Here is a 22,741-nt window from a genome sequence, read left to right as displayed (position 1 = left end):
AACATGCGCCTGCCATGAATTCAATGCGCCCGAGCGGAAGACGCGAATCCGGACAGGCGATGGTGGAATCCGCCCTGACGCTCCCCTTGATGGTGTTCCTCGTCTTGGGGACGCTGCAGCTCTTCCTGATGCTGCAGGGGCGGCTGTTGGCGGAGTACGCCGCCTTTCGCGCGACGCGGGTGGGCAGCGTCAACCACGGCGACTGTCAGGCCATGACTCACGCGGCCATCCTCGCGCTGATGCCCAGCTACTATTCGTTCCTGGGCGGCGCGGGGGGCTCACCGGGGCAGAAGCTGGCCAATGCCTTCGCGGCCCGCCGCGACAACCAGTACAACGGGGCGGCAGGGCGGGCCAACCGGGTGTCGATGCCCGACGGGAATCATACCGGGGCCATCGTGTGGATCATCCGCGACAGCCCACTGGCCACGGCGGTGCCGAACGAGGACGCGCTCTTCGACCAGTTCGACAATCCGGCGGGCATTGTGCGGCTCGAGACGCGGCTGGTTTACTGGTTTCCGCTCAAGATTCCCTTCGCCAACTGGGTCATCGCCCGGTTGACGATGGCGCGCTGGGGGTGGCGGGATTACACGAACCAGAACCCGTTGATGCAGACCCAACGCGCCAGATGGACCCAGGGGCCTCCGTCCATGGGACTGGAAGGGCTGATTCGTGAAGAGGCGCTGCGGCGGATGAACTCCGAGCAGTACGTCATCCCCATCCACGCCTCCGCTTCTCTTCGGATGTTGACGCCGGTGCAACGGCGCTTCTTCCAGACGCAGAACTGCGCTCCTGCTCCCGAGGCACTATGACGCACAAGCTACTGAGCCGCGGACAGACGCTGGTGCTGTTCGCCTTGACGCTGTTGCTCCTCACCCTGCTGGTGACCTTGACGTTGTCGCTTGGCTCCAAGGTGAAGGAGAAGATGGAGGTCCAGGCCGCGGCGGATGCCGCTGCCTACAGCCAGGCGGCGCAGACGGCTCGTGTCTTCAACGAGATGGCCTTGATGAGCCGGGCGCAGATTGGCCACCTGGTCTCCAAGGCTGCGGTGAATAGCCTCATCGACTGGAGCAGCTACTACCGCGCGCAGATTGGCGCCACGCGGAATGCCTACACCATCGCGATGCTCCCTTACATCGCGTTGCTGCCGTGCTGCATTCCCTATTCGGGGTGCAGCAGCTTCTGCAGGTGCGCCATCCAGGGCGTCCGGGACATCACCCGCAGCCAGAACGCGCTCTCTCGCTACGACCGGACGGAGATTGCTCCTCGGTGGGATCAGCTCGAGCGGCCCGCCGCGCAGCGAGCGTTGCGGCTCAGCCAGGCCGCGCAGCAGATGTTCGTGGTGGGGCAGGTTGTCCAGTACGGGCGCCTGATGCTCGAACTGAACAACCAGTCTGCTGCGAACGATATCATCGACAGCGCCGGCGCGGGCAGCCGCTGGGCGGGGGAGCTCCGAGTGGATGGGGTCTCCACCACGCGCCGCGAGGTGGCGCCCTTCCTGGGGGCCGTGGCTTGGCCCAACCTCATCAACGGGCATCACGTCTACGCGGCCATGGGCAGCCGGGGGCACAGCTTCGTCGCCAACCGTGGCATCTTCCCCACCGATGACATGCTCGTCACGGCGGGTATCCAGCGGCGGTTGACTACGCCGGACACGGTGATGATTCAGGGGGATGGCAGCACCTACTGGGCTCGCACGCCGCTTCATGGCACGTATCTGGGCACGACGGACACGTACTCCATCGCGGATGACCATGGTCTGGCCTTCGTCACCTTCGCCCGTGGCCGGTCCCCGTGCCCCACGCAAACTTTTGGAATCGGTGTCGCGGAGTCGCTGCTCATCGCCTCGGATTCGAGCGACCCCAGGGACCGGCACCGCTGGTCTCCGCGCCTGGGAACGGGTGACCTGGAGCCGGCACAGACGCGTCACAACATGGGGACCTGTTATGGCCGCAATCGGATGGGGTGCCCGTCCGTCTGGCCCATGTTCGTCGACTACAATGGCGTCAAGGTCATGGACAAGGATGACAACTGGGGCCAGCCGAAGAACTTCGCGGTCATCCAGCGTGACTACACCGTGCGCGGCACCCAGGCGGACCCCTGGAACCTGCTGTTCCGCTTCCGGTTCGGGGGGACGGACAGCGGGTTCGACAACAGCGGGCTCGTCCTGGGGCCGGCGGGCGGCGGGTTGAACATCAGCCGCCAGACGGCGGTGTCCACCGGGTTGGCCTACTACCATCGTCGCGAGCACTGGCGCGAGCCTCCCAATCTGCTCAATCCGTACTGGCGCGCCACGTTGGTCCCCGCCACCGTGGACTCCAGCGGCGCGGAGGATTTCGTGGACGAGCTGAACGGCGCCGGCGTGGGCTGGGCGGCGGAGGCATACGAGGCCCTGCGTGCACAGGGCTACAGGGGAGGGCCGTGACATGGAGCTGTCTCCTTCGCGTCGCACCCAGCGAGGCCAGGCGATGGTGGAGATGGCCATCGGCTCGCTCGTCTTCATCACCATCCTCCTCTTCGTCATCCACTTCGCCGAGGTGTCCTTCCTTTCGGTGAAGGTGACCGAAGCGGCGCACTCCGCCTTGTTGGAGGCGCCTGGACACAAGCTGCATGAGTGGCCCAATGACTCATCGCCTTCTTCCGCGGCGGCGGAGCGCGCGGGGCAGGACGCCGCCATGCGCTACCGTGACTTCGACAGCCGCACGACCACCAACAGCGCGGGCGTCATCACGCTCGCGTTGACCCGGACGGAAGGGATGCAGGTGGCGTGTGCCCAGGGCGGTCCGACCTTCGACCCGCATCCCGTCTTCACGTCGGTTGCCTACCGCGACGGCGGCGGCATCTCCTGTACCGCGCAGGCGGACCTCACGGCCTTCCGGATTCCGCAGCGTGTCGCCCAGCGGGAGACGGGGGGCTTCTTCCAGGCGGAGCACTACGAGATGCGCCCCATCCGCGTATGCGCCATGGGGCGCGCCCAGGGCGGCAACTGCACGGGCCGTCTGACCAGCATGCTGGATGACTGGGGACTGACGGGCTCGGGTGAGTCCGGCTCGTGCCCCATCATCCCCGATATTCCCGCCCCCTGCCCCATGAACCTGCCGTACTGGGGAATGGCTTCCAGCGTCTATGGCGTCAGCCTGATGGTGAATGCCTTTGGACCGGACTTCTCGGCGAGCCGTCTGGCGCAGACGGTTGTCGGAGGGCTGCCGCTGCCCTTCTTCTTTGGCGCGGAGAACATGTTCTGGATGAGCGCCGTGGGAGAGGAGGCCTTCTTCGGTCAGCCGCTGCCCGCTGACTCCATGGGCGGCCTGGCGACCATGGGGTTCAAGGGCTGGCCCACGTCCCCGGGCTTGTTGCCTCCGGGGCTCAACTGGCAGGCCATTCCGTACCCCGTCTCCTACGGTCGCCGGGACTCGTGCTTCCTGGGGAATGAGTGTCCCTGATGCGCGTGTGGCTGATGTGCGTGGCGCTCGCGACGGCGCCCTCCGTGGGGCAGGCTGAAACGTCGAAGCCCGCTGACCCGAAGGTGCGTCCCTCGGCGGAAGCGAAGGCAGGAAAGGCCCCTCCCAAGAAGGCTCCGGCCGCTAGCGCCAAGCCCGTGCCGGCACCGACATCCGAGCAGGACGCAGGCACGCCACCGGCTCGCCCGTCCTTCCGCTGGGACATCCCCGCCGTGACAGCTTGGGTGGAGTCTCCTGGGCTCCAGGTGACGGATGGTGTGCCCATGCACCTTCAGCTCGCGCGCTCGTCCTGGCAGATGGACCCGCTCATCCAGCACATGGTGGACCGCTTCCGGGCCGCGGGGCTCTTCATCTCCTCTTCACCGGAGGCGCTCAACTCGCCGATTGCCGAGCCCATGCTCACGGCGCTGGATACCGAGACGCTCACGGCCTACACGGTCATCTTCCAGAAGAACCAGGACAACACCGTCACGTTGATTCTGGGGACCTCCGATGTGTCCAAGTACACCCCGGGCGGCAGCATTCAGCTGGACTGGGCGCCGATGATGGCTGGCGCGGAGCAGGTGACGCGGTCCAATCTGGAAGGCTCGCAGATGGCCATGTACGCCGTGAAGGCCACGTCCGCGGAGGTCCGGGAGTTCTATCAGGTCGAGTTGACCCGGGCGGGCTTTGTCGAGGACCCGGAGCAGCCCGGTGTGTTTCAGCGAGGCACGGAGCAACTGACCATCCGCACTCAGCCCGAAGGCGACATGATGATGGTCGGGCTCTATCGCAAGCTGGGGGTGCAGCCGAAGTGAGGCCCCTGGGGCCCCGCTTTGTCAGAGTTGGACGCCGCACTTTCGGGCGCAGCGCTCCATGGTCTGCGCACAGCGCAGCTGGCATTTACGGTCCCCCCCGTCACATCCGCTGATGCACTTCGCGACAGGCTCCTGGCACTTCGAGATGCATTGGGTTTGCTTTGCATCGTGCTTGGGCAGCTCGATGTCATTGCCATCCTCGTCCTTGACGGACGCGGTGTCGCTGGTCTGGCCAATGCTGACCGGCGCCTCCACTCCCGGGATGGGCGACGCGGCCTCGACGGAGCCTGCCAGGAGCAGGACCGTCAGTGGGAAGAGCATCAGTCCAAAGGTCTTCATCGTCAGTCCTCGCAGTGGTGTTGGGCGGAGGGGCTGACAGGTTCCTCCTCGCCTGGCTGTCCAGCATAGCGTGGGGATTGAGCGCATTGAAGCCCTGGGGGCCGCGTGTTACGGCCGCTGTCGACATGAGCGACACGCCCCCGAAGGACAAGGACTTCAAGGACTCGGTCAACCTGCCGCGCACGGATTTCCCCATGAAGGGAAACCTGGCGCAGCTCGAGCCGCGCATGCTCGGCTGGTGGGCGGAGCGGGGGATTTGGGGGAAGATTCTGGAGCAGAACGCGGACGCGGAGCCCTTTGTCCTGCCTGATGGTCCGCCCTACGCCAACGGCCATCTGCACGCGGGCCACGCGCTCAACAAGGTCCTCAAGGACATCGTGGTGAAGTACCGGAACATGTCCGGCCGCCGGTGTGACTTCATCCCCGGCTGGGACACGCACGGGCTCCCGATTGAGCAGGCCGTCGAGAAGCGGCTGAAGGACAAGAAGATCGACAAGCGCACGCTGGCTCGCGATGCCTTCCTGGAGGCGTGCCGCGCCTATGCGTTGGAGTTCGTCGACATCCAGAAGGCGGAGTTTCAGCGCCTGGGCGTGTTCGGCTCGTGGGAGCAGCCGTACAAGACGCTCGACTTCACCTACGAGGCCCAGGAGATTCGCGAGCTGGCCACGTTCGCGAAGCGGGGCATGCTCTACCGCCGCAAGAAGCCCGTGTACTGGTGCCTGTACGACCAGACGGCGCTGGCGGAGGCGGAGGTGGAGTACGAGAACCACACCTCGCCCTCCGTGTACGTGGCCTTCCAGGCCGGGGCGGAGCTGGCCGAGCGCGTGCCTTCGCTGAAGGGCAAGGACGTGGCCTTCGTCATCTGGACGACCACGCCGTGGACGCTGCCGTCCAACTTGGCCGTCTCCGTCAACCCGGAGTTCGAGTACGTCTTCTACCAGTTGGGCACGCGCGTCATCTGCGTGGCCCGGGAGCTGCTGCCCAAGGTGCTGGCGGAGGTGAAGGCGGACGAGCTGGCGGTGAAGCACGTGGAGCTGCCCGGCGGTGAAGTCTCCGCGGCGGCGTTGGTGGACCCGTCGCGCATCCTCGCGTACGCGCGCGGCGAGGAGCTGGAGCACCTGACGTACCAGCACCCGTTCTACGAGCGCCGGGGCCGCGTCATCCTGGGCGAGCACGTGACGCTGGATGCCGGTACGGGCCTGGTGCACACCGCGCCGGGGCACGGCCAGGAGGACTACGAGGTCGGCCTGAAGTACGGGTTGGACATCTACAACCCCGTGCGTCCGGACGGCCGCTACGACGACACGGTGGGGCCGGCGCTGGAAGGCCGGCGTGTGTTCGAGGCGAACCCCGTCGTCATCCAGTTGCTGGTGGAGAAGGGCGCGCTGCTCAACAGCGCCACGGACACGGTGGCGCACACGTATCCGCACTGCTGGCGCTGCCGCAATCCGGTCATCCTGAGCGCGACGTACCAGTGGTTCATCCCCATGGACGCGCCCTTCCATGGGACGCAGACGTTCCGGCAGGTGGTGCTGGAGCAGGTGGACAAGGTTCAGTGGGTGCCCTCGTGGGGGCACAGCCGCATCCGCGGCATGTTGGAGACGCGGCCGGACTGGACCATCAGCCGCCAGCGGACGTGGGGCGTGCCCATCTGCATCGCCTACTGCGAGGGCTGCGAGGAAGCCGTGGTGTCGCCGGAGTTGATGGAGCGGGTGGCGGCGGCGGTGGAGAAGGAGGGCGTGGGCGTGTGGTACCGCACGCCGGTGAAGGAATTCCTGGGCGCGGACTTCCAGTGCCCGCGCTGTGGCAAGGGTGAGTTCCGCCGCGAGACGGACATCCTCGACGTGTGGTTCGACTCGGCGTGCATGTTCTCCGCGGTGCTGGAGAAGCGGCAGCGGATTCCGGCGGACCTCTTCCTGGAGGGCAGTGACCAGCACCGCGGCTGGTTCCATTCGTCCATGCTGGTGGCGGTGGGCACGCGCGACATGTCGCCGTACAAGGCCTGCCTCACGCACGGCTTCGTGGTGGATGGCCAGGGCGAGAAGATGTCCAAGAGCCGCGGCAACGTGGTGGCGCCGGACAAGGTCATCCAGCAGTACGGCGCGGAGGTGCTGCGCCTGTGGGTGGCGGCCAGCGACTACCGCAATGACGTGCGACTGTCGGACCAGATTCTGAAGGGCCTGTCGGAAGGCTACCGGAAGATTCGCAACACCGTCCGCTACGCGCTGAGCAACCTCTACGACTTCGACCCGGCGAAGCACGCGGTGCCGGAGGCGGAGTTGCTGCCGTTGGACCGCTGGGCGTTGGGGCGGCTGGCGGAGGTGGTGGCGCGGGTGCGTAAGGCGTACGAGGACTACGAGTTCCACCTCGTCTACGCGACGGTGGTGGACTTCGTGGCCGGTGACTTGTCGGCGGTGTACTTCGACATCCTCAAGGACCGGCTCTACACGTGGCGCGCGGACGGGCAGCCCCGGCGCGGCGCGCAGACGGTGTTGTACGAGGTGGCCTCGGTGCTGCTGCGCCTCCTGGCGCCGGTGATGAGCTTCACGGCGGAGGAGGCGTGGCAGACGCTGCCGGGCAAGCCGGCGGAGAGCGTCTTCCTGGGCGGCTTCCCGGTGGTGTCCGCGAAGTTGGACCCGGCGCTGGCCGAGCGCTACGCGAAGCTCTTCGCGGTGCGCGGCGCGGTGCAGGGCGTGCTGGAGTCGGCGCGGCGGGACAAGCGCATCGGCTCATCGCTGGAGGCGCGGGTGGTGCTGACGGCGGAGGGCGCGGCGCGCGACTTCCTCCAGGCGAACCTGGCCGAGCTGCCGGGCCTCTTCATCACCAGCCAGGTGGAGCTGGCGGACGTGAAGGGTGACGCGGCGCAGACGTTGGAAGTGGCGCAGTCCTTCGGCGAAGGCGTCCGCGTCACGGCCGAGGTGCTCCCAGCGCACGGCGAGAAGTGCCCGCGCTGCTGGACGTACTCGGAAGCGGTGGGGCAGGGCGGCGACGTCTGCCTCAAGTGCCGCGAGGCGCTGGCGGCGTAGCGGGCCGCCTGGGTGGAACCCTCCCCGGCGGATGTGTCCGGGGGAGGGGCCTCTTCAGGTGCCGGCAGTGCTCAGTTCACGCACTCGACGACCTGGTTCTGGGTCGATGCGTGGGGGTTGCAGTCCATCACATTGGCGAGGCCCGTCCGTGGCTCCACCCGGATGAGGCTGCGCGGCCGGCCCGACGTGAAGTCGAAGCGGAGGTTGCCTGGGGCCGCGGCGTCCAGCGCGGGCAGGTCATCGAGAAAGTCCCGCATGCAGGTCAGGTTGCCTGGGCTCACGGGGCGGCCAGAGCCGGGCATGTAGCAGAGCCCGTGAATCGCAGCCGCGTTCATGGAGACGGGGATGACGATGTCCTGACCCACCTCGCTGCAGCAGTCCGGGTTGGCGCGGCAGGTGGTGTTTTCACAGCCGTTCGCGGGGCAGCCCGCGTTGTCCCATTCATTGTCGCACCGGAGCTGTTCCCACCGGGCCACCGTGCGCGAGGTTCCATCGCCGCGAGGGACGTTCTCCTCCACGACGATGCGCACGGGCTGGTTGGTGGAGAGGGCGCGCTGCCGGGCACGGAGCGTGGAGGCCCACAGCTCGCGCGTGGCCTCATTCTCGCGTTGACGGTTGACGGGCGTCTGGATGCCCATCAGCGCCGCGGCGAGCAGGATGGAGGCGATGGCCACCGTGACCATCATCTCCAGCAATGTGATTCCGCGTGTGTGCCTCATGCTCAATTTTCCGTCAGGCGGGGCTGCAGGCTGCCTGCCGCGAAGTTCCGGAGCGTCACCCGGAAGGTGAAGGTGCGTCGCTTGAAGCCGTCAATCGGGAATTCTTCCGCGTCCAGGCGGATGGGCTCGTTCGGGTTGAAGGCCTCGCGGTCCGCCCGCGGCGTGCGGACGACCAGGGTGACCTCCACCTCACGGATGCGTTGCCTCAAGCGGAGGCGCAATTCATCGTTCGTTGTGGGGGCTCCGCTCTCGTTCGGATGCACTTCGATGGGACAATTGTCGATGGTGCATTCATCCAAGGGAAAGGGCCGACCGTTCTCTCTATCCGGGAACCAGCGCATGCCGCCGAACGGCTCTGCGATGGCCGCGACACCCAGCCGCACCTTGAGGCTCTCGACATCCCGACTCAAGACCACCCAGTTCTCCGCGTTCGGGCCCAGGTACTCCAGCGTCGGAGTTCCACTGGCCCAGTTCACCCGGTAGGTCGCGCTCTGGGCCTGCATGATGCGCCAGGTATCCTCACGGGGATCATTGACGCTCCATCTCGAGTCAGCCGGCTCCGCACAGGGGCCGTTGTTTGTATTGTCCGTGCCGAATCCTGGCTCAGCCGTGATGACGTTGCTGCCCGTGTCCACATTGGTGACGCGCACATGGCACGCGATGTCCTTGTTGGGATTGACGACGAAGGCAGGAACCCACGGGGTGGTCGTTGGCTGGAGCCTTGTGGACGGGTTCATGGACGTGCAGAAGCCCTGAACACCGGAACGCGCGGTGCCCGTCGCCGGAGGAGGAGGGCCACCGCACGGCGCCATCGTGACCATGCCGCGTGTGTCCCCCCAGTGAAGCTGCAGCACGTCCGACACGGATTCTTCAAGTGGGCCTGCGGGAGGGAGCGCGAAGCCCGGATCCTCAGGGAAGGGGCGAGTTGCGTCCGCCGCCGCCAAGTCCGGCTCGGTCCACACCTGGATCGCCGTTTGCACACGCATGTCATGGAACGTGATGCGGCTGTTCCCCATGCCCGCGCCGGCGCGTTGAAGGTCAGCGGCAATCAACTCCTTCACCGTGCGCCCGGTGACCTGGGCCAGCATCGTCTGTTCCTCGAAGAGAGCACGGCGCTGCATCTGCATGGCGGCCACCAGGCCCGCTCCAAGCACGATGAGGCCAATGGCGCTCGCAATCATCACCTCGAGCAACGTGAAGCCGCGGCGGGCCCCGCGCTGAATCCGCATGGAAGAACGCTTCACGGAGCCACCCTGGTCTGAAGCATCACCACCTGACGGTCGCTGCGCTCCTGTTCCTGCCAGCTCACCAGGACGCGCACGTGGGCGACGTTCCCCCGGGAGTCGGGAGTCCCTGGGACCAGGTCTCGGGTGAGGTCCGCCGGAACGACGGAGCCTGGCTCGATGGTGGTGACTTGCGAGGGGAGGTCCACATCCACGACGACCTGGTATGCACGCGCGATGACCTCCGGGTTCGCGGGCGCCACGCGGCTCAGTTCCCCCGCGCTCGTCTGGAAGACGGTGAAGGTCTCATCCAGGCCCACCAGATTGAGGCACGGCGGGTCCAGAGAGCAGCCCAGCATGGTGATGTTCTCCAGGGCCTGCTCGGCGATGAGCTGCGCCTGCGTCGCACTGAGGCTGCGGCGGTTGGAGTAGCTGGTCTGGGTCACGACCAGCATCGCCGCGCCGATGCCCAGCAGCAGGATGGCCATGGTGGCCAGCACCTCCAGGAGCGTGATGCCCCGGGCGTGCTGGCGCCGCTTCATGGAATTCACTGCTGAATCCTCCCGTCCGGGCTGGGGGCGTAGATGAGCACCTTCGAGCGTGCCGCCCCGCCAGCGATGGAGCCGGTGTTGTAGGTTCCATCGCCCAACACGTCGACGTCGCCCTGGGCCTTGGGAATGAAGATGTGCCCGTCATGCACCACGGGCGCATTCACCGCATGCCCGCCGAGCGACGCGCTGGTCATGGCGGGCGGGTTGTTGCCATCCGGAAGCAGTCCGGACTCGTAGAAGCGGCCACTCTCGGTCTCGCTCAGGTTGCAGATGTCCGCCGCGGCGCCCACGGCGGTGGTCGCATAGACCTTGTCTGCCGCCAGGGCCACGCCACCCCACACCGCCTGGCCCGGGTCCAGTTTCTGCACCCACAGGGGCTCCAGCAGTTCGCACGCCTCCCGGCCGGTGGGGTCGGAATCCTCGAAGGCCAGCAGATGGTAGCGGTAGCTGTCCTTGTTCGGCGGACCATCGGAGAACTCGTCCGGGTTGTCTCCCGTGCCGAAGTAGAAGCGCACCACGGGGCTGCCGCCGTTGCGGAGGACGTTCACACCCAGGTTGGAGTGAATCTGCTGGTAGATGGGGTCCTGTCCCGTCGCGGCGTCCGGGTGGCTCGCCAGCGTGTACGGCGCACTGGCAATCCTGCAGGTCTTCACCTTGCGACCCAGCGGTCCACCGGTACTCACCTGGTCCAGATTGATGCGGTAGACGCTGCCCGCCGTGGTGGGCACGTACATGACGTCGTAGTTACCATCGCGGTCGATGTCCACGAGTGCGGTCTCCGCGGCGATGCCGGAGCCCCGGTCCAGGGTGATGATGCCGGCCCTGGCTCCGCCGGGCGACGCGCCGAAGTTGAGCGGCTGCCCCGTCTTCAGGTCGATGAGATAGAGCGCACCGGCGTGTGTCGGCGACGCCGGAACGTAATCCGTGCCCACGATGGCGGCCCACTTCCCCTCGGCCTCCGAGCCCCACTTCAGGCGGCCAATCGAGGGCGCATGGCTCGAGCCAGAGTTGTCCGGGATTTCGACGCTGGGGTCGGCCAGCTTCGCCGTGGAGAACGCGTGGTCGATGCTGGTGTCGCGGAGGTTGAACTCCCAGAGCGGCAAGGGGTACCAGGCGTCATTGGGGTTGGTGATGTCGAGCGCGACGACGGCGGGGCTGTTCTTTCCGGACGCGCTGACGAGCACCGTCTTGGCGCCCTCCGTCTTCGACGCGGAGGTCATGGGCTTCCACTCGAACTCCCCATTGATGCCGAAGTCCACGTTGGCGAGGCTGGGTGAGGCATCCATCGCGGGCCTGGCCAGGTTGCCCGAGCCATTGAAGCGCACGTAGAGGTTGCGATAGCGCTCCAGCAGCATGCGCGGCATGTACGTGAAGCGATCAGCGCCTGAGCCATAGTTCCGCTGATTGATGCTGCCGGGGCCCGCACACGTTCCGGTGGTGTCGAAGTAGCCGCGTACCTGGGGCGAATTCGGAAGGCACTCGTCGTGGGTGGAGTTGCGGAACGCGCCCGCATCGAAGGCGTGCAGGTAACCGTTCATGGTGCCGACGTAGGCCACCGTCGGCCGTTCGGCGAGCGGCTCCATGAAGTTGCGGCGGTACAGGTCCATCTCTCCCGCGCGAGCGTTCAGGGCCCATCCGTCGAGGTACGGCGGCACGCTGATGGCGACGGTGGACATGTTGATGCCACCCAACGCCCAGGGCCGACGGTGGCTGCCGTTGAGGCGTTTCTCCCAGCCATACAACCACTCCCTGAAGAAGTTGCGATCGTTGTCGGGGCCCTCCACGCGTTTATCGGGAGCGGTGATGGAGGGCGTGCCGCACTTGCCGTCGTTGTTGAGGTCGTACAGGTACCGGCCGTTCTGCTCCAGGTCGCAGAGCGCGTCCGGGAAGAGCGGACTGGTGCTGCTCGTGTCCGTCATCAGGTCAGAGATCGTGCTGCGGTTGCCCGACTCGTTCATCGTGAAGAGCTTTCGAGCGAGCGGGTCGGAGCCGCTTCCGCTTGTGCCAAAGGACAGCGCCATCACCCGGCCCGCGTCCCAGCGTTCCCTCTCGCCAGCGGTGCCGCTGACGGGGTTCTCCGGATCATAGAGCGTGCGGAAGTGGAGTCGCCCGCGGACCGTGAAGTCCTTGTTGCCGTCATAGGCCCGGACCCCCGGCGCCGGCATGCCGTTGCCTGGCCAGGTGCCGGCCCGGCCCCAGGCGCTGCCCGGTGTCTCGTTCACGCCCCAGACGATGGCGTTACCCACCGTGGACGGGGAGGCGCGCGAGTAGCTGCCGGCACGGACGGCCTGATAGCCCACCTCGACGTCATCGATGATGGGGCGGCACAGCTCGTTGGGGCTGGTGATGTCCACCTTCCAGCAGAGCTGGGAGCCCGTGAAGCCCATGGCCATGATGTCCAGCTCCACCTCCTGGGTGGGCGGCGTCGTCTCGGGGAAGACCACCGGGAACCAGGTGGGCTGCTCCGGGTTGGGGACGCACTCCATCTCGCCCGTGTCCGGATTGGGCTCACAGATACGGCAGTCCACCGCCAGCGAATAGGTGATGGTGGGCTCGGGGCCATCCTCCGGCGTGCAGGCGCCCGGGACATCCTCGGAGAAGCAGGGCGCTCCACCGGAGCATGTGCGCGGCTGGGGCGCGAAGTCGTCCTGGCGCTTGAAGCGCACCTTGGTGATGACGAAGTCGTTGGCGATGTCTGGCGAGAGGTCGCCGGACACCGTGGCCGAGCGCGTGCTACCGCCGTTCTGCTTGTTGACCACGAACACCACGTCGTTGAAGTCGCGGTCACCACCGCCGGGGATGTCCTCGAAGCCCAGAATCCAGCGGAAGGGGTCCGTGGTGGGTGCGCCCACGATGACGTGAGGCATGGGGTTGCGCACGCCCGGGGGACGGGGAATCGTCACCTTCTCCATGGGCATCACGAGGTTGCCGTAGAGTTCGTCGTTCGCCAGGCGGTACAGCGTGGTGCCCCACTCGTCGATGGGGCCGTCCAGCCAGCCGCAGTAGTACTCGTTGGTGCCCTGGACCCGGCAGGCCTGCGCGGGCGTGCTGGCGGGGTTGTCCCGGTTGCAGCCCTCCAGATACTGGCACCCGATGTTGCGCTCGGCGACAACCGTGCCGCCCTCGGGGTTCTGGTCCATGTTCCAAGCGGACTTGGAGAAGAAGACGTTGATGGACGTGCGCAGGTGCAGCGCGCACCGGCCATCCGGGTCCTGCTTCAGGCAGGGGAAGACATAGCCTTCGCGGGGGCCATGGTTGCTCTGGTAATAGACGGCGATGAAGAAGATGACTTCCTTGCCACCTTCAATCATTCCCATGTCCACGGTTCGGTCATAGGCCGTGATGCCATCGTCCGGATTGGCGCCGGCGCGCGGCAGGCCTCGCGGGTCATACGCGGAGACGTCGTAGTCCGGGATGCCTTCTGAGAAGTCGCCTTCATCCTTCACGGGCGCCAGGTTCCGGTAGGTGGCGGTGCCGTCATCATCGTCGGCGAGCAGGAACACCATGCGCCCCAATCCCATGTTGCCGTTGGCCGCCGAGGGGGGCTCCAAGAGGTTGGGCAGGTGGGGGAAGAGGCCTCCATCAGAGAAGCTGAGGTCGGTGATGGGATCCGAGGCGAAGTTGCCAATCTGGTCTGTCCGATTCCATTCGCCGCCAAGGCCGGGCCGGGCATCCGCCAGGTCGATGTTCTCCTGGAACGTGTTGCCGCAACCCGCGTTCATCGCCAGCTCAGGCTGGTTGTACGTCTCTCCGTCCGAGGTGAAGTTTCGCGTACAGCGACGGGTACCGCCGATATAGGGGCGGGACTTGGCGCCGCTCCGGGGCGCGAGGTTGAACAGGTCCTCGTGCAGATCCAGGATGCCGTTGTTGTTGGTGTCGAGCAGGTTGCCGTTGGCATCGACGTACCCGCGCTCTCGCAGGTCGTCCATGTAGACATAGCCGAGCGAGTGCGAGGCGCCGGCGGACTCGTACACGTAGCTGATGGTGACGTTCTGGTCGAACGGGAAGAAGATGTGCTCGGAGTTCAGCGCCGTGCGGTTCGTGTTGAGCCGGAGCCGGGCTGGATTGTCCTCGGTGATGAGCATGGTCGACGCCTGGATCTCCAGGTTCTCATCACTGAACTCCGGCTGCTTGTTCTGGTCGAGCTGGTCTTCGCACAACTTGGCCGGGGTTTCCGGGGTCGTCTGGGCATAGGCGACCGGCGCGGCCAGCAATGCGAACGCAGCGAGCGTCTGGATAAGGGTGCGCATCACTTCTTCCCCTGGGAACGGCGGGACGAGTCATTGGCCTTGCGTTGCTTCTGCGCACGGCTCGCGGCGAGGTCTTCCTTGAGCTGCTGACGCAGCAGCTCCTCACGCGAAGGCGGAGTCGGATGGATGCTGACCGCCAGGTAGTTGATGAGCAGGTCCCGGTCGGCCGCGGGCAGCAGGCGCGTGTCGCAGGTCGTCTTGGGGTTGAGCTGGGTGGGACCCGCGATCCACGTGCGAAGTTGCTCGGGGCTGCGCTGAGGAACGAGGGGACCCAAATCAATGTTTCGGCCGCGCTTCTTGATGGGGGCGGGCTTCTTCGCGGCGGTCGCGTTCTTGCCGCTGCTGCCCTGGGCCTGAGGCGTGATGACGTGGCAGCGGGCACAGGCCTTGTCGAAGGCCAGCTTGCCTTCATTCGCGGCGCCAACGGCCAGGCCAGGCACCAGCAAGAGCGATAACAGGGAAAGTTTTTTCATGGGGTGCCGGATTCGAGCGTCGTGACCCTGTCACGGGTGGTGGGCGAACTGCCCCCGCTGTTGTAGGTGTTGTCGGAGCCGCCCCCCGTCATCACAGTGCCGGGGCTGGTGACGGCAGGCGCGTTCTCGTTGGCGATGAGTGTCTGGATGACCGCCCGCGTGGGACGGCTGCCCTCGGGGCCCACCACCTCGCCCACGGCGATGAGCCAGACCTGCCCGTTGAGGTCCGTCAGCCCGTCGGGGGCGCCGTTGTCGTCTTCGTCATCGCGAACGAACACGCGGTAGCGCACGTTCTGCTGAAGAGGGAAGGCCGCATAGGCCTCGCCGCCAGGACTCTGTCGCTCCCCAGGGGCAAGGTCCGCTGCATTGATGGCCAGCGAGTTCCACGTGCCAGGGCCGCCGGGGCCTGGGAGGACCTCCAGGTATGGCCGGGCTCCGCCGTTCAGGCCTGGCTCGTTGACCTGCACCATGCTGGTGAGGGCGTCGTTGTACATCTGATTCCTCCCCAGCCGGATGCGCATCGCCTCGCGCCCCTCGGCCAGGCCCGCCTCCGCCGCGAAGTACGCCTCCTTGTAGCGACGGCCATCACCCTGGACTTCCGCCTCGCGGCTCACCACGCCGTAGCTGAGGAGCACCGCGAGGGTGACCATCGTGACGACGCCCATGGCGAGCAGCAGCGTGAAGCCACCTTGCCGCCGTCGGGTTGTGGGACGTTGCACCATGTCGCGGGACTCCCTTGGACTCCGGCCCGTGAGGGCGATACCAGTGTTACTCACTAGGCAATTGCCATGCCTGAGCGGCGGCACTGTAACCGGCCGGAACTTGTGGGCAACGTTTGGGTCGCACCTCAGGGTTGGGTCTCAAGAGACCTCGCAAGAGTTGCGGAGTTGCAATTGCTTGCGAGGTTTCCGTTACGCGCTGGTGACTTCTCGGGTTCCAATGTTCTGAGCGAACCGGACGCCTAGGGGGCGCCTTCGAGCTCGCGCAGCCGGTCCACCAGGGCCTGCATTCGCTGGTGGTGCGTGCCGGCCCAGTAGACGCGCTGGCAGTCCGGACACTGCTGGAAGCGCGAGTGCTGCTCCGCCACGCGCTCGGGGACGCGGCCGGCCACCTCGGACGGCTCGGCGGAGGTCAGCGCGGCGTTGCAGGCGACGCAGCGCGAGAAGGGATGCATGCGGGACGTCAGCCCGTAGCGGCGCACCACCTCGACCAGTTGCTCCGCCGGGTCCGTCGAGCGGGGGAAGTAGCCACGCAGGACTTCGCCGCGCTTGAGCACTCCGATGTCACGCGAGAGGAGGATGCGGTCCTCGTCATGCGAGAGCCGCGCGAGCGTGTCGTCCGCGAAGTCGTTGCGCCACAGGGCGTCGAAGCCCAGCATCCGCAAGAAACCCACGAGCCGTCCCAGCCCCACGTCGAGCACGAAGCGGGGCGTGTCCTGGAGCGGAGGCCCCACCCGGACGCCGGGCGCCTCGACCATGGACGGGGGGTAGACCTCCACGCACGCGCCCGGCTGCACCCGGTGGGTGAAGTCCACGGCTGCGCCGTCCACGCGCACCACATCCACTTCCGGGTGGGGCGGACCCAAGGACTCGATGAGGTCCTTCACCGACGGGCGGCCTCTCAGCGCGTGGCTGAACGTCTGATGCCGGTGCGCGGGAGACAGGAAGTCATTCAGCGCGCCATGGAAGCGCATCGTCACCTGGGCCTTCGGCTGTTCCATGTCCACCCTCCGGCCCACGTTGTCGCGGCCCTCCGTGCTTCACGGGGATGTTTCTGTGACTGCCGTGACGGGTCCGCCAGACTTCCCGTGACGTTTCGGGGTGACTGCGTAGATAAAATCGTTCAGCTGTGCCATAAGTCACAAGATCGTCACATCGAGGGTTTCTATACTCCCGCCGCCGTCCGCACCTGGGTGTCGTCGGCGATTTCCCCCCCTCTCGACTCCTGAGTCCGACAGCATGAAGAAGACGCTCACCTCCCTCCTGTGCGCGGCGGTTTCGCTCACCCTTCTTTCCCTGGCGTGTGGTGAGAGCAACCCACCTCAGGTCCCGCAGCCGCTCGAGGATGGAGGGGTTCTCTGGACGGAGTGCAGCCCCGAGGGCGCCAGGGAAGACTGCTCGCAGGGCGAATCCTGCATCTTCGTCGCGTCCCATGACCGCCACCTGTGCGTCCGGGCCTGTGATTCGCAGACCGCGTGCGAGCACCCGGATGCGGTCTGCTGCCCCTCGTCCGGAGAGGGTGCCGAGGGCGGCCACTGCGTGCCGAGCAACGCGTGCGTGCCGACCGACGACGCGGGCGTGGACGGCGGCTCGAACGAGGAGACGGACGGCGGCGCCCTGGAGGACGGCGGCACCCAGGAAGAAGACGCGGGCGTGGACCCGGAGCCGGATGCCGGCACCGACCCCGAGCCGGACGCGGGCGTGGACCCGGAGCCGGATGCTGGCACCGAGCCCGACGCGGGCACGGATGCTGGTACGGACGCGGGCACGGATGCCGGTACGGACGCGGGCACGGATGCCGGCACCGACGCGGGGACTGACGGTGGCACGGACTCGGGCCACACCCCCATCCGGGTGATGGCGTCCAACCTCAGCAGCGGCAACTACCAGTCCTACGACCCGGGGCACGGCATCCGTCTCATCAAGGGCGTGGACCCGGACATCGTGCTGATGCAGGAGTTCAACTACGGGAACAACTCGGCGTCGGACCTCCGCTCGCTGGTGGACCAGATTGCGCCGGGCTTCCACTACTCCCGTGAGACGGGCGCGCAGATTCCCAATGGCGTCATCAGCCGCTGGCCCATCATCGAGTCCGGCCAGTGGCCCGACCCGCAGGTGTCCAACCGGGACTTCGCCTGGGCGCGCATCGACATCCCCGGTCCCCGCGACCTCTGGGCGGTGAGCGTGCACCTGCTCACGTCCAGCTCCAGCAACCGGAACGCGGAGGCGCAGGCCATCGTCACCAAGGTCCGCTCGCAGATTCCCGAGGACGACTACCTCGTCATCGGCGGCGACCTGAACACGGACAGCTTCAGCGAGTCCTGCTTCGCCACCTTCCGGCAGGTCGTGACGACGGCGGGTCCGCACCCGGCGGACCACAACGGCAGCACGGGCACCAACCGCAACCGCAACAAGCCCTACGACCAGGTTCTGGTGGACCAGGACCTGCGCCAGTACCAGCAGGCGACCGTCATTGGCTCCAGCACCTTCCCCAACGGGCTGGTGCTCGACAGCCGCACCTACCGGCCGCTGTCGGAGATTGCCCCGGTGCAGTCCGGCGACAGCAGTTCCTCCAACATGCAGCACATGGGCGTGGTGAAGGACTTCCTCGTCCCCAACTTCTGAAGGGACGCCCTTTCTGGCGGGTTCGCGGCGGCCATCCTGGGCCGCCGCGGGCCTCGGCTCAGAAGCTCCACTTGTGCTTGTTCCGCTCGATGAAGCGCGCCACGGGAGGAATCCGGGCGATGAGCGGCGTGAGCACGAACACCGCGGCCAGGCGCAGCGGCTTCACCACCTGCGACGCCGCGTAGGCCGCCGCCCAACTGCCCGCCTTCTCGCCGGTGCTGCTGGGCTGGAAGCCGAACTCGATGGCGGCGTAGAAGCCCACGACTACCAAGCCGAAGATGACGTAGTTCACCACCAGCGCCAGCGGCCCGAATTCGAGCATCAGGTTCTTGAAGCGGGCCATCAGCGAGGGCTTCGCTGGCTTGGTCGCGGCCTCGGTGGGTGGGGGCGTGTCGGAGACTGAAGGATTCACGTCGGGCTCAACAGGCGGCATGGTGACACCATGCCCCAAACCCGTGCTGGCCGGGAGATGGAGCGAGCGGACAAGGAAGGGGCGGGTGGGCACTCTTCGTTGTCAGGACTCCGGGGAGCGGGATAGAGGAGGGCGCGCGACATGAAAGCCTCCCATCGATTCGTCCTCCTCGTGATTGTCGCGGTGCTCGCCGCAGACCAGGTGACCAAGTACCTGGCTGTCTCTCGGCTGACGGATGCCCTGGATGGGCGGGAGGGCCTGTCGCGGGTGACGGGCTTCGTCACCGAGCAGAACCTGGACAACCGCCCGCCGCCCGAGGACGGCTCGTACCGGGTGTTGCGGCCCTATCGCTTCATCGAGGACTACTGGCACTTCCGCTACGTGGAGAACCCGGGCGCGGCCTGGGGCATCTTCGGCGACATGCCCGAGGGCGTGCGGCGCCTCTTCTTCCTCGTGGTGAGCCTGGCGGCCATGGGCTTCATCTTCGTGATGTACCGGCGCACGCCCATGGACCAGCGGCTGGCCCGGGTGGCCCTGGCGCTGGTGACGGGTGGAGCGCTGGGCAACTTCGTGGACCGGTTGTTGCGTGGCTACGTCATTGACTTCATCGACTGGCATTGGCGCAACCAGCCGGGGATGCGCTGGCCGACCTTCAACGTGGCGGACGTGGCCATCAGCGTCGGGGTGAGTCTCATGCTGTTGGACTCGCTGCTGGCGCCGAAAAGCCCCAATCCGTGACGGGCGGGCGGCGGCTGGTATAAGTCCCGGCCCGTGCCGCGCAAATACATCATCCTTCTCGCCGTCACCCTTGGCGTCATCGTGCTCGACCAGTGGACGAAGTACCTCGTCGTCCGCGAGCTGACCACCCAGATGGAAGGCAAGGAGAGCCTGGGCGAGCGCCTGGCCGCGATGTACTCCGAGCCGCCCCCCAAGGGCTTCACGGGGATGCACTATCAGCCCCGGCGGCACATCGAGGTTTCGGAGTCGCTCTTCCGCATCCGCTACCTGGAGAACCCGGGCGCCGCGTGGGGCATGTTCCGGAGCATGCCGCCGGAGGCGCGGGTGCCGCTCTTCCACGTGGCCATTATTGGCGCGCTCATCCTCATCACCTTCAACTTCCGCAAGCTGACCGGCACGGACCCGGAAGAGAAGTGGGCGCTGTGGGGGCTGCCGCTGGTGCTGGGCGGCGCGCTGGGCAACTACATCGACCGCGTCGCCCGGGCCTTCGTCATCGACTTCCTCGAGGTCCACTGGTTCGACAAGGCGACCTTCCCGTCCTTCAACGTCGCCGACGCGGCCATCTGCATTGGCGTGGGCATGCTCATCGTCGACTCCTTCGTCCGCAAGGAGAAGCCGGCCCAGGCCCCCACCCAGGCCTAGACCGCTGAATCGGGCCGAGCAGCCAGCCGGGCCGGGCCTGGACGCGCGGATGCGTGTCGTCCCGCCCGCGCAACGAGGGTAGCCTTCGTTGCCATGCTCCCCGTCCTCGTCCATCTCACCTTCACTTCGCTCTGGTCGCAGCTCCTGCTGTACGCGATGGCCGCGGGCACGGTGGGCTACGTCGTCTTCAACGGCTGGCGCAGCGCCGAGGGTGAGCTGGATGCCCGGACGGGCACGCGCGCGCCAGTGTCCTCGCAAGACCGGCTGCTGCGGGCCGCGGGGTATGGCGTCGTGGGCGCGGTGCTGGCCTGGTTCGCCCTGCAGTACTCGCTGCCGCCCGGGGCCTTTCCGGGCGCCAAGGGCGAGGGCATCCCCGTGCACACCTATGGCCTGCTGCTGGCCCTGGGCTTCATCACCGCGGTGACGGTGGCGGGCCGGCTGGCGCAGGACGAATGGCGCACGCTGGAGCTGAAGGACGGGGCGTGGGTGGACGTGGAGGGGCCGAAGAAGCGCGAGCAAATCATGGACATGACGGTCTGGATTCTGCTCGGCGGTATCGGCGGGAGCCGGCTGCTCTTCGTGCTCGTGAACTGGCAGGACTACGCCCGTGACTGGACGCAGGTGTTCTCCCTGGGCGGAGGGCTCGTCTTCTATGGCGGCCTGATTGGCGCGTCCGTGGCCGCGTTCGTGTTCGCGCGGATGCATGGCCTGGACTTCTGGCGCCTCGCCGACGTGTGCATCCCCACCGTGTCGTTGGGCCAGTGCCTGGGCCGCCTGGGGTGCTTCAGCGCGGGGTGCTGCTGGGGGGACGTGGCGCCCGCGCATGCCGCCACCGCCGTGCACTTCCCCGGCAGCGGGGTGGCGCAGGACCTCCTGGGCAGTTCGGGCAACACGTCCAGCCTGGCGTATTCGTCCCAACTCCAGGACACGCGGTACGTCGTGGAGGCTACGGGTGAAATCTTCCACCACGCCGCGCCTGGCGCGGTGCGCATCTCAGATTGGGTGGCGCAGCAGGGCCACACCCTGGGGGTGTACCCCACCCAGCTCTTCGAGTCCGTCGGGCAGCTGGTGCTCTTCGTGGGGCTGCTGTACGCCCGGCGCTACCGCCGCTTCCATGGCCACGTCCTGGCGTTCTGGCTGATGGCCTACGCGGTGCTGCGGAGCACGGTGGAGCTGTTCCGTGGGGACGTGGAGCGCGGCACTCTGCATGGCCTGCTCCAGTCGCTGGGGGCGGGGGAGTTGGCGGCGGCGGTGCCGCTGGAGGCGTGGTACAATGTCTCCACCAGCCAGTTCATCTCCCTGTGCATGTTCACCTTTGGCGCGGTGCTGCTTGCCCAGAAGGGCCGCCGCCGGGAGAGCGAGGCGGCAAGCCTGGGGCCTACCCCCTCGGCTGCGTGAGGTTGAATCGCGCGGGCCTCTTGGGGACACTCTGAGGAGTCATGCCGCCCCCCGACGCCCGACAGTCCGCATCCAAGAGCTTCGCTGGCAGGTCCACCTCGGCCGACCCCGGCTCCAGCGAGGCCGTCCTCCAGGAGTGCGAAGTCCTGGAGGCGGAGGTCGCCGTCCTCCGCAACCTCTACGAACAGTACTTCCTGGGCAACGAGCGTCAGGCGCCGTCGCGCGCTCACGAAGACCTCAAGAAGCGGATGAACAAGCTGAAGGGTGCGTTCATCCGCAGCACCTCTGCCAAGTTCCGCGTCGCCGGCCTGTACAACAAGTTCCTCACGTACGAACGGCTGTGGGTGCGCACGCTCCAGGAAATCGAAGCGGGCACCTATCGCCGTGATGTCTTCAAGGCGCGCCGCCGCGCGGAGAGCCGGAAGGCCGGCTCGACGGGCGCGGCGGGCCAGAAGGGCGTGGTCGAACTGCCGGAGGACATCTCCGACATGGACTTCGAGGAGGTGGAGGAGTTGATCCGCCCTCGTCCCGTCAACGAGCCGCAGGTGGCCTCCAGCTTTCTCCAGGCCACGGGTGGAGCGCCGTCGAAGGGCACGCCCGCGGTCGCGCCGCTGACGCCCGCCATCGCGCCCCTCATGCCCGCGGTGGGAAGCACGCCGCTGCGAGGCACCCCCTCCGTTGCGCCGCTGACAGGCATTCCCTCCGTGGCGCCCGTGGCGGGGACACCGTCGCGTGGTCTTCCCACCGTGACGTCCGCGGTGGGTGGCACGCCTGCTCACGGCACGTCGGTGGCGCCGCCGGGCATGGCGGCGAAGGCACCGGGCGCCGTGGCCAGCACGCAGCCTCCGTCGAGGACTTCTGCCGTCGGCGCGAGCAGCACGCCGCCTCCGTCGCGGCCCGTGGCCACTGGCGCCGGGAGCATGGCTCCCCCGTCGAAGGCTCCCGGCACGGGCGTGGCCGGCAACGTCCCTCCGCCGTCGCGGCCCGCTTCGATGCCGCCTACCTCCGCTGCGTCCCGGCCTCCCTCGGCGAGCGGCGGAGGCGGGCTGGCGGACGACAAGCTGCGTGCCGTCTACGACGCGTATGTCACCGCGAAGCGCCGCTGCCAGGAGGACACGTCGAAGCTGTCCTACGAGTCGGTGGCGGCCACGTTGCGCAAGCAGGTGCCGGAGCTGCTCAAGCAGCACAACGCGAAGGCGGTGGAGTTCAAGGTCGTCATCAAGGACGGCAAGGCGTCGCTCAAGGCCGTGCCGAAGTAGACGTCACCGGACAGTGCGCGGGCGGCCGCACGTCGTTGGCTGGACGCAGGTGTGTGCGCACCCCCTTCCGCCGACGACCTGCCCCCCGCGCCACCAGTGTCGGGAATCGTCG

At 67.2% G+C, this 22,741-nt stretch carries 19 protein-coding genes; 10 read left to right on the top strand and 9 right to left on the bottom strand.

Annotation, left to right across the window (positions count from 1 at the left end; all coding sequences use genetic code 11):
• The first annotated feature begins 23 nt into the window (after window positions 1–23).
• The 4 genes from F8M74_RS20835 to F8M74_RS20820 are packed head-to-tail and all read left to right on the top strand — an operon-like array spanning window position 24 to window position 4,255.
• Window positions 24–809, top strand: coding sequence for a TadE/TadG family type IV pilus assembly protein (locus F8M74_RS20835; RefSeq protein WP_141254051.1), 786 nt, complete (start codon window positions 24–26; stop codon window positions 807–809).
• Window positions 806–2,422: a pilus assembly protein TadG-related protein gene (locus tag F8M74_RS20830; RefSeq protein WP_141254019.1), complete on the top strand. Its 1,617-nt coding sequence runs from the start codon at window positions 806–808 to the stop codon at window positions 2,420–2,422. Before F8M74_RS20835 ends, F8M74_RS20830 begins: the two co-directional genes overlap by 4 nt.
• A gap of 1 nt (window position 2,423) precedes the next feature.
• Window positions 2,424–3,440, top strand: coding sequence for a TadE/TadG family type IV pilus assembly protein (locus tag F8M74_RS20825; RefSeq protein WP_141254020.1), 1,017 nt, complete (start codon window positions 2,424–2,426; stop codon window positions 3,438–3,440).
• Window positions 3,440–4,255, top strand: a complete 816-nt coding sequence (locus F8M74_RS20820) for a hypothetical protein (RefSeq protein ID WP_141254021.1) — start codon at window positions 3,440–3,442, stop codon at window positions 4,253–4,255. Before F8M74_RS20825 ends, F8M74_RS20820 begins: the two co-directional genes overlap by 1 nt.
• A gap of 21 nt (window positions 4,256–4,276) precedes the next feature.
• Here F8M74_RS20820 and F8M74_RS20815 read toward each other — a convergent pair whose 3' ends face one another.
• Window positions 4,277–4,594 (bottom strand): hypothetical protein, encoded by a 318-nt coding sequence (locus tag F8M74_RS20815; protein WP_141254022.1) that lies wholly within the window; start codon window positions 4,592–4,594, stop codon window positions 4,277–4,279.
• Between the two features lie 125 nt (window positions 4,595–4,719).
• Between F8M74_RS20815 and ileS the strand changes: the two genes are divergently transcribed.
• Window positions 4,720–7,620: an isoleucine--tRNA ligase gene (gene ileS, locus F8M74_RS20810; protein WP_141254023.1), complete on the top strand. Its 2,901-nt coding sequence runs from the start codon at window positions 4,720–4,722 to the stop codon at window positions 7,618–7,620.
• A gap of 71 nt (window positions 7,621–7,691) precedes the next feature.
• Here the strand turns inward: ileS and F8M74_RS20805 are convergent, their stop codons facing one another.
• From F8M74_RS20805 to F8M74_RS20775, 7 genes are all read right to left on the bottom strand, one after another.
• Window positions 7,692–8,339, bottom strand: coding sequence for a Tfp pilus assembly protein FimT/FimU (locus tag F8M74_RS20805; protein ID WP_141254024.1), 648 nt, complete (start codon window positions 8,337–8,339; stop codon window positions 7,692–7,694).
• 2 nt (window positions 8,340–8,341) lie between these two features.
• The gene (locus tag F8M74_RS20800) at window positions 8,342–9,583 is read right to left on the bottom strand and encodes a PilW family protein (protein ID WP_228560266.1); all 1,242 of its coding nucleotides are present in this window, start codon (window positions 9,581–9,583) and stop codon (window positions 8,342–8,344) included.
• Window positions 9,580–10,104, bottom strand: coding sequence for a prepilin-type N-terminal cleavage/methylation domain-containing protein (locus F8M74_RS20795; protein WP_216619959.1), 525 nt, complete (start codon window positions 10,102–10,104; stop codon window positions 9,580–9,582). The genes F8M74_RS20800 and F8M74_RS20795 overlap by 4 nt, the downstream gene beginning before the upstream one ends.
• 5 nt (window positions 10,105–10,109) lie before the next feature.
• Window positions 10,110–14,363: a DUF4114 domain-containing protein gene (locus F8M74_RS20790; RefSeq protein WP_141254026.1), complete on the bottom strand. Its 4,254-nt coding sequence runs from the start codon at window positions 14,361–14,363 to the stop codon at window positions 10,110–10,112.
• A complete protein-coding gene (locus F8M74_RS20785; protein WP_141254027.1) occupies window positions 14,363–14,836 on the bottom strand; it encodes a hypothetical protein in 474 nt (157 codons plus the stop codon). The genes F8M74_RS20790 and F8M74_RS20785 overlap by 1 nt, the downstream gene beginning before the upstream one ends.
• On the bottom strand, window positions 14,833–15,558 hold the full coding sequence (locus tag F8M74_RS20780) for a type II secretion system protein (RefSeq protein ID WP_141254028.1): 726 nt from the start codon (window positions 15,556–15,558) through the stop codon (window positions 14,833–14,835). The genes F8M74_RS20785 and F8M74_RS20780 overlap by 4 nt, the downstream gene beginning before the upstream one ends.
• A gap of 239 nt (window positions 15,559–15,797) precedes the next feature.
• Window positions 15,798–16,556, bottom strand: a complete 759-nt coding sequence (locus tag F8M74_RS20775; protein ID WP_171410240.1) for a Mut7-C ubiquitin/RNAse domain-containing protein — start codon at window positions 16,554–16,556, stop codon at window positions 15,798–15,800.
• Window positions 16,557–16,794: 238 nt separating this feature from the next.
• Between F8M74_RS20775 and F8M74_RS20770 the strand changes: the two genes are divergently transcribed.
• Window positions 16,795–18,180 (top strand): endonuclease/exonuclease/phosphatase family protein, encoded by a 1,386-nt coding sequence (locus tag F8M74_RS20770; RefSeq protein ID WP_141254029.1) that lies wholly within the window; start codon window positions 16,795–16,797, stop codon window positions 18,178–18,180.
• A 58-nt stretch (window positions 18,181–18,238) separates the two neighbouring features.
• Here F8M74_RS20770 and F8M74_RS20765 read toward each other — a convergent pair whose 3' ends face one another.
• On the bottom strand, window positions 18,239–18,592 hold the full coding sequence (locus F8M74_RS20765) for a hypothetical protein (RefSeq protein ID WP_020478440.1): 354 nt from the start codon (window positions 18,590–18,592) through the stop codon (window positions 18,239–18,241).
• A 141-nt stretch (window positions 18,593–18,733) separates the two neighbouring features.
• On the opposite strand from F8M74_RS20765, the gene lspA (F8M74_RS20760) reads away from it, so the two are divergent.
• The 4 genes from lspA (F8M74_RS20760) to F8M74_RS20745 all read left to right on the top strand — a co-directional run bounded on the left by lspA (F8M74_RS20760) (window position 18,734) and on the right by F8M74_RS20745 (window position 22,629).
• Window positions 18,734–19,330: a signal peptidase II gene (lspA, locus tag F8M74_RS20760; RefSeq protein WP_141254030.1), complete on the top strand. Its 597-nt coding sequence runs from the start codon at window positions 18,734–18,736 to the stop codon at window positions 19,328–19,330.
• A 33-nt stretch (window positions 19,331–19,363) separates the two neighbouring features.
• The gene (gene lspA / locus F8M74_RS20755) at window positions 19,364–19,972 is read left to right on the top strand and encodes a signal peptidase II (RefSeq protein WP_141254031.1); all 609 of its coding nucleotides are present in this window, start codon (window positions 19,364–19,366) and stop codon (window positions 19,970–19,972) included.
• A 93-nt stretch (window positions 19,973–20,065) separates the two neighbouring features.
• Window positions 20,066–21,370 (top strand): prolipoprotein diacylglyceryl transferase, encoded by a 1,305-nt coding sequence (locus F8M74_RS20750; protein WP_141254032.1) that lies wholly within the window; start codon window positions 20,066–20,068, stop codon window positions 21,368–21,370.
• A gap of 41 nt (window positions 21,371–21,411) precedes the next feature.
• Window positions 21,412–22,629 carry an MXAN_5187 C-terminal domain-containing protein gene (locus tag F8M74_RS20745; RefSeq protein ID WP_141254033.1) on the top strand — a complete coding sequence of 406 codons (1,218 nt, stop codon included), beginning with the start codon at window positions 21,412–21,414 and terminating at the stop codon, window positions 22,627–22,629.
• The last annotated feature ends 112 nt before the right edge of the window (window positions 22,630–22,741 follow it).

Source organism: Myxococcus sp. CA023, assembly GCF_010998615.1.
Classification (GTDB): Bacteria; Myxococcota; Myxococcia; order Myxococcales; family Myxococcaceae; genus Myxococcus.
The sequence above is the reverse complement of the archived record's forward strand: the minus strand, read 5'-3'. Positions and strand labels throughout refer to the sequence as shown.

Coding starts and splice junctions, on each gene's coding strand:
- F8M74_RS20835 (WP_141254051.1), top strand. CDS start 24: ATGCGCCCGAGCGGAAGACGCGAATCCGGACAGGCGATGGTGGAATCC.
- F8M74_RS20830 (WP_141254019.1), top strand. CDS start 806: ATGACGCACAAGCTACTGAGCCGCGGACAGACGCTGGTGCTGTTCGCC.
- F8M74_RS20825 (WP_141254020.1), top strand. CDS start 2,424: ATGGAGCTGTCTCCTTCGCGTCGCACCCAGCGAGGCCAGGCGATGGTG.
- F8M74_RS20820 (WP_141254021.1), top strand. CDS start 3,440: ATGCGCGTGTGGCTGATGTGCGTGGCGCTCGCGACGGCGCCCTCCGTG.
- F8M74_RS20815 (WP_141254022.1), bottom strand. CDS start 4,594: ATGAAGACCTTTGGACTGATGCTCTTCCCACTGACGGTCCTGCTCCTG.
- ileS (WP_141254023.1), top strand. CDS start 4,720: ATGAGCGACACGCCCCCGAAGGACAAGGACTTCAAGGACTCGGTCAAC.
- F8M74_RS20805 (WP_141254024.1), bottom strand. CDS start 8,339: ATGAGGCACACACGCGGAATCACATTGCTGGAGATGATGGTCACGGTG.
- F8M74_RS20795 (WP_216619959.1), bottom strand. CDS start 10,104: ATGAAGCGGCGCCAGCACGCCCGGGGCATCACGCTCCTGGAGGTGCTG.
- F8M74_RS20790 (WP_141254026.1), bottom strand. CDS start 14,363: ATGCGCACCCTTATCCAGACGCTCGCTGCGTTCGCATTGCTGGCCGCG.
- F8M74_RS20785 (WP_141254027.1), bottom strand. CDS start 14,836: ATGAAAAAACTTTCCCTGTTATCGCTCTTGCTGGTGCCTGGCCTGGCC.
- F8M74_RS20780 (WP_141254028.1), bottom strand. CDS start 15,558: ATGGTGCAACGTCCCACAACCCGACGGCGGCAAGGTGGCTTCACGCTG.
- F8M74_RS20775 (WP_171410240.1), bottom strand. CDS start 16,556: ATGGAACAGCCGAAGGCCCAGGTGACGATGCGCTTCCATGGCGCGCTG.
- F8M74_RS20770 (WP_141254029.1), top strand. CDS start 16,795: ATGAAGAAGACGCTCACCTCCCTCCTGTGCGCGGCGGTTTCGCTCACC.
- lspA (WP_141254030.1), top strand. CDS start 18,734: ATGAAAGCCTCCCATCGATTCGTCCTCCTCGTGATTGTCGCGGTGCTC.
- F8M74_RS20750 (WP_141254032.1), top strand. CDS start 20,066: ATGCTCCCCGTCCTCGTCCATCTCACCTTCACTTCGCTCTGGTCGCAG.
- F8M74_RS20745 (WP_141254033.1), top strand. CDS start 21,412: ATGCCGCCCCCCGACGCCCGACAGTCCGCATCCAAGAGCTTCGCTGGC.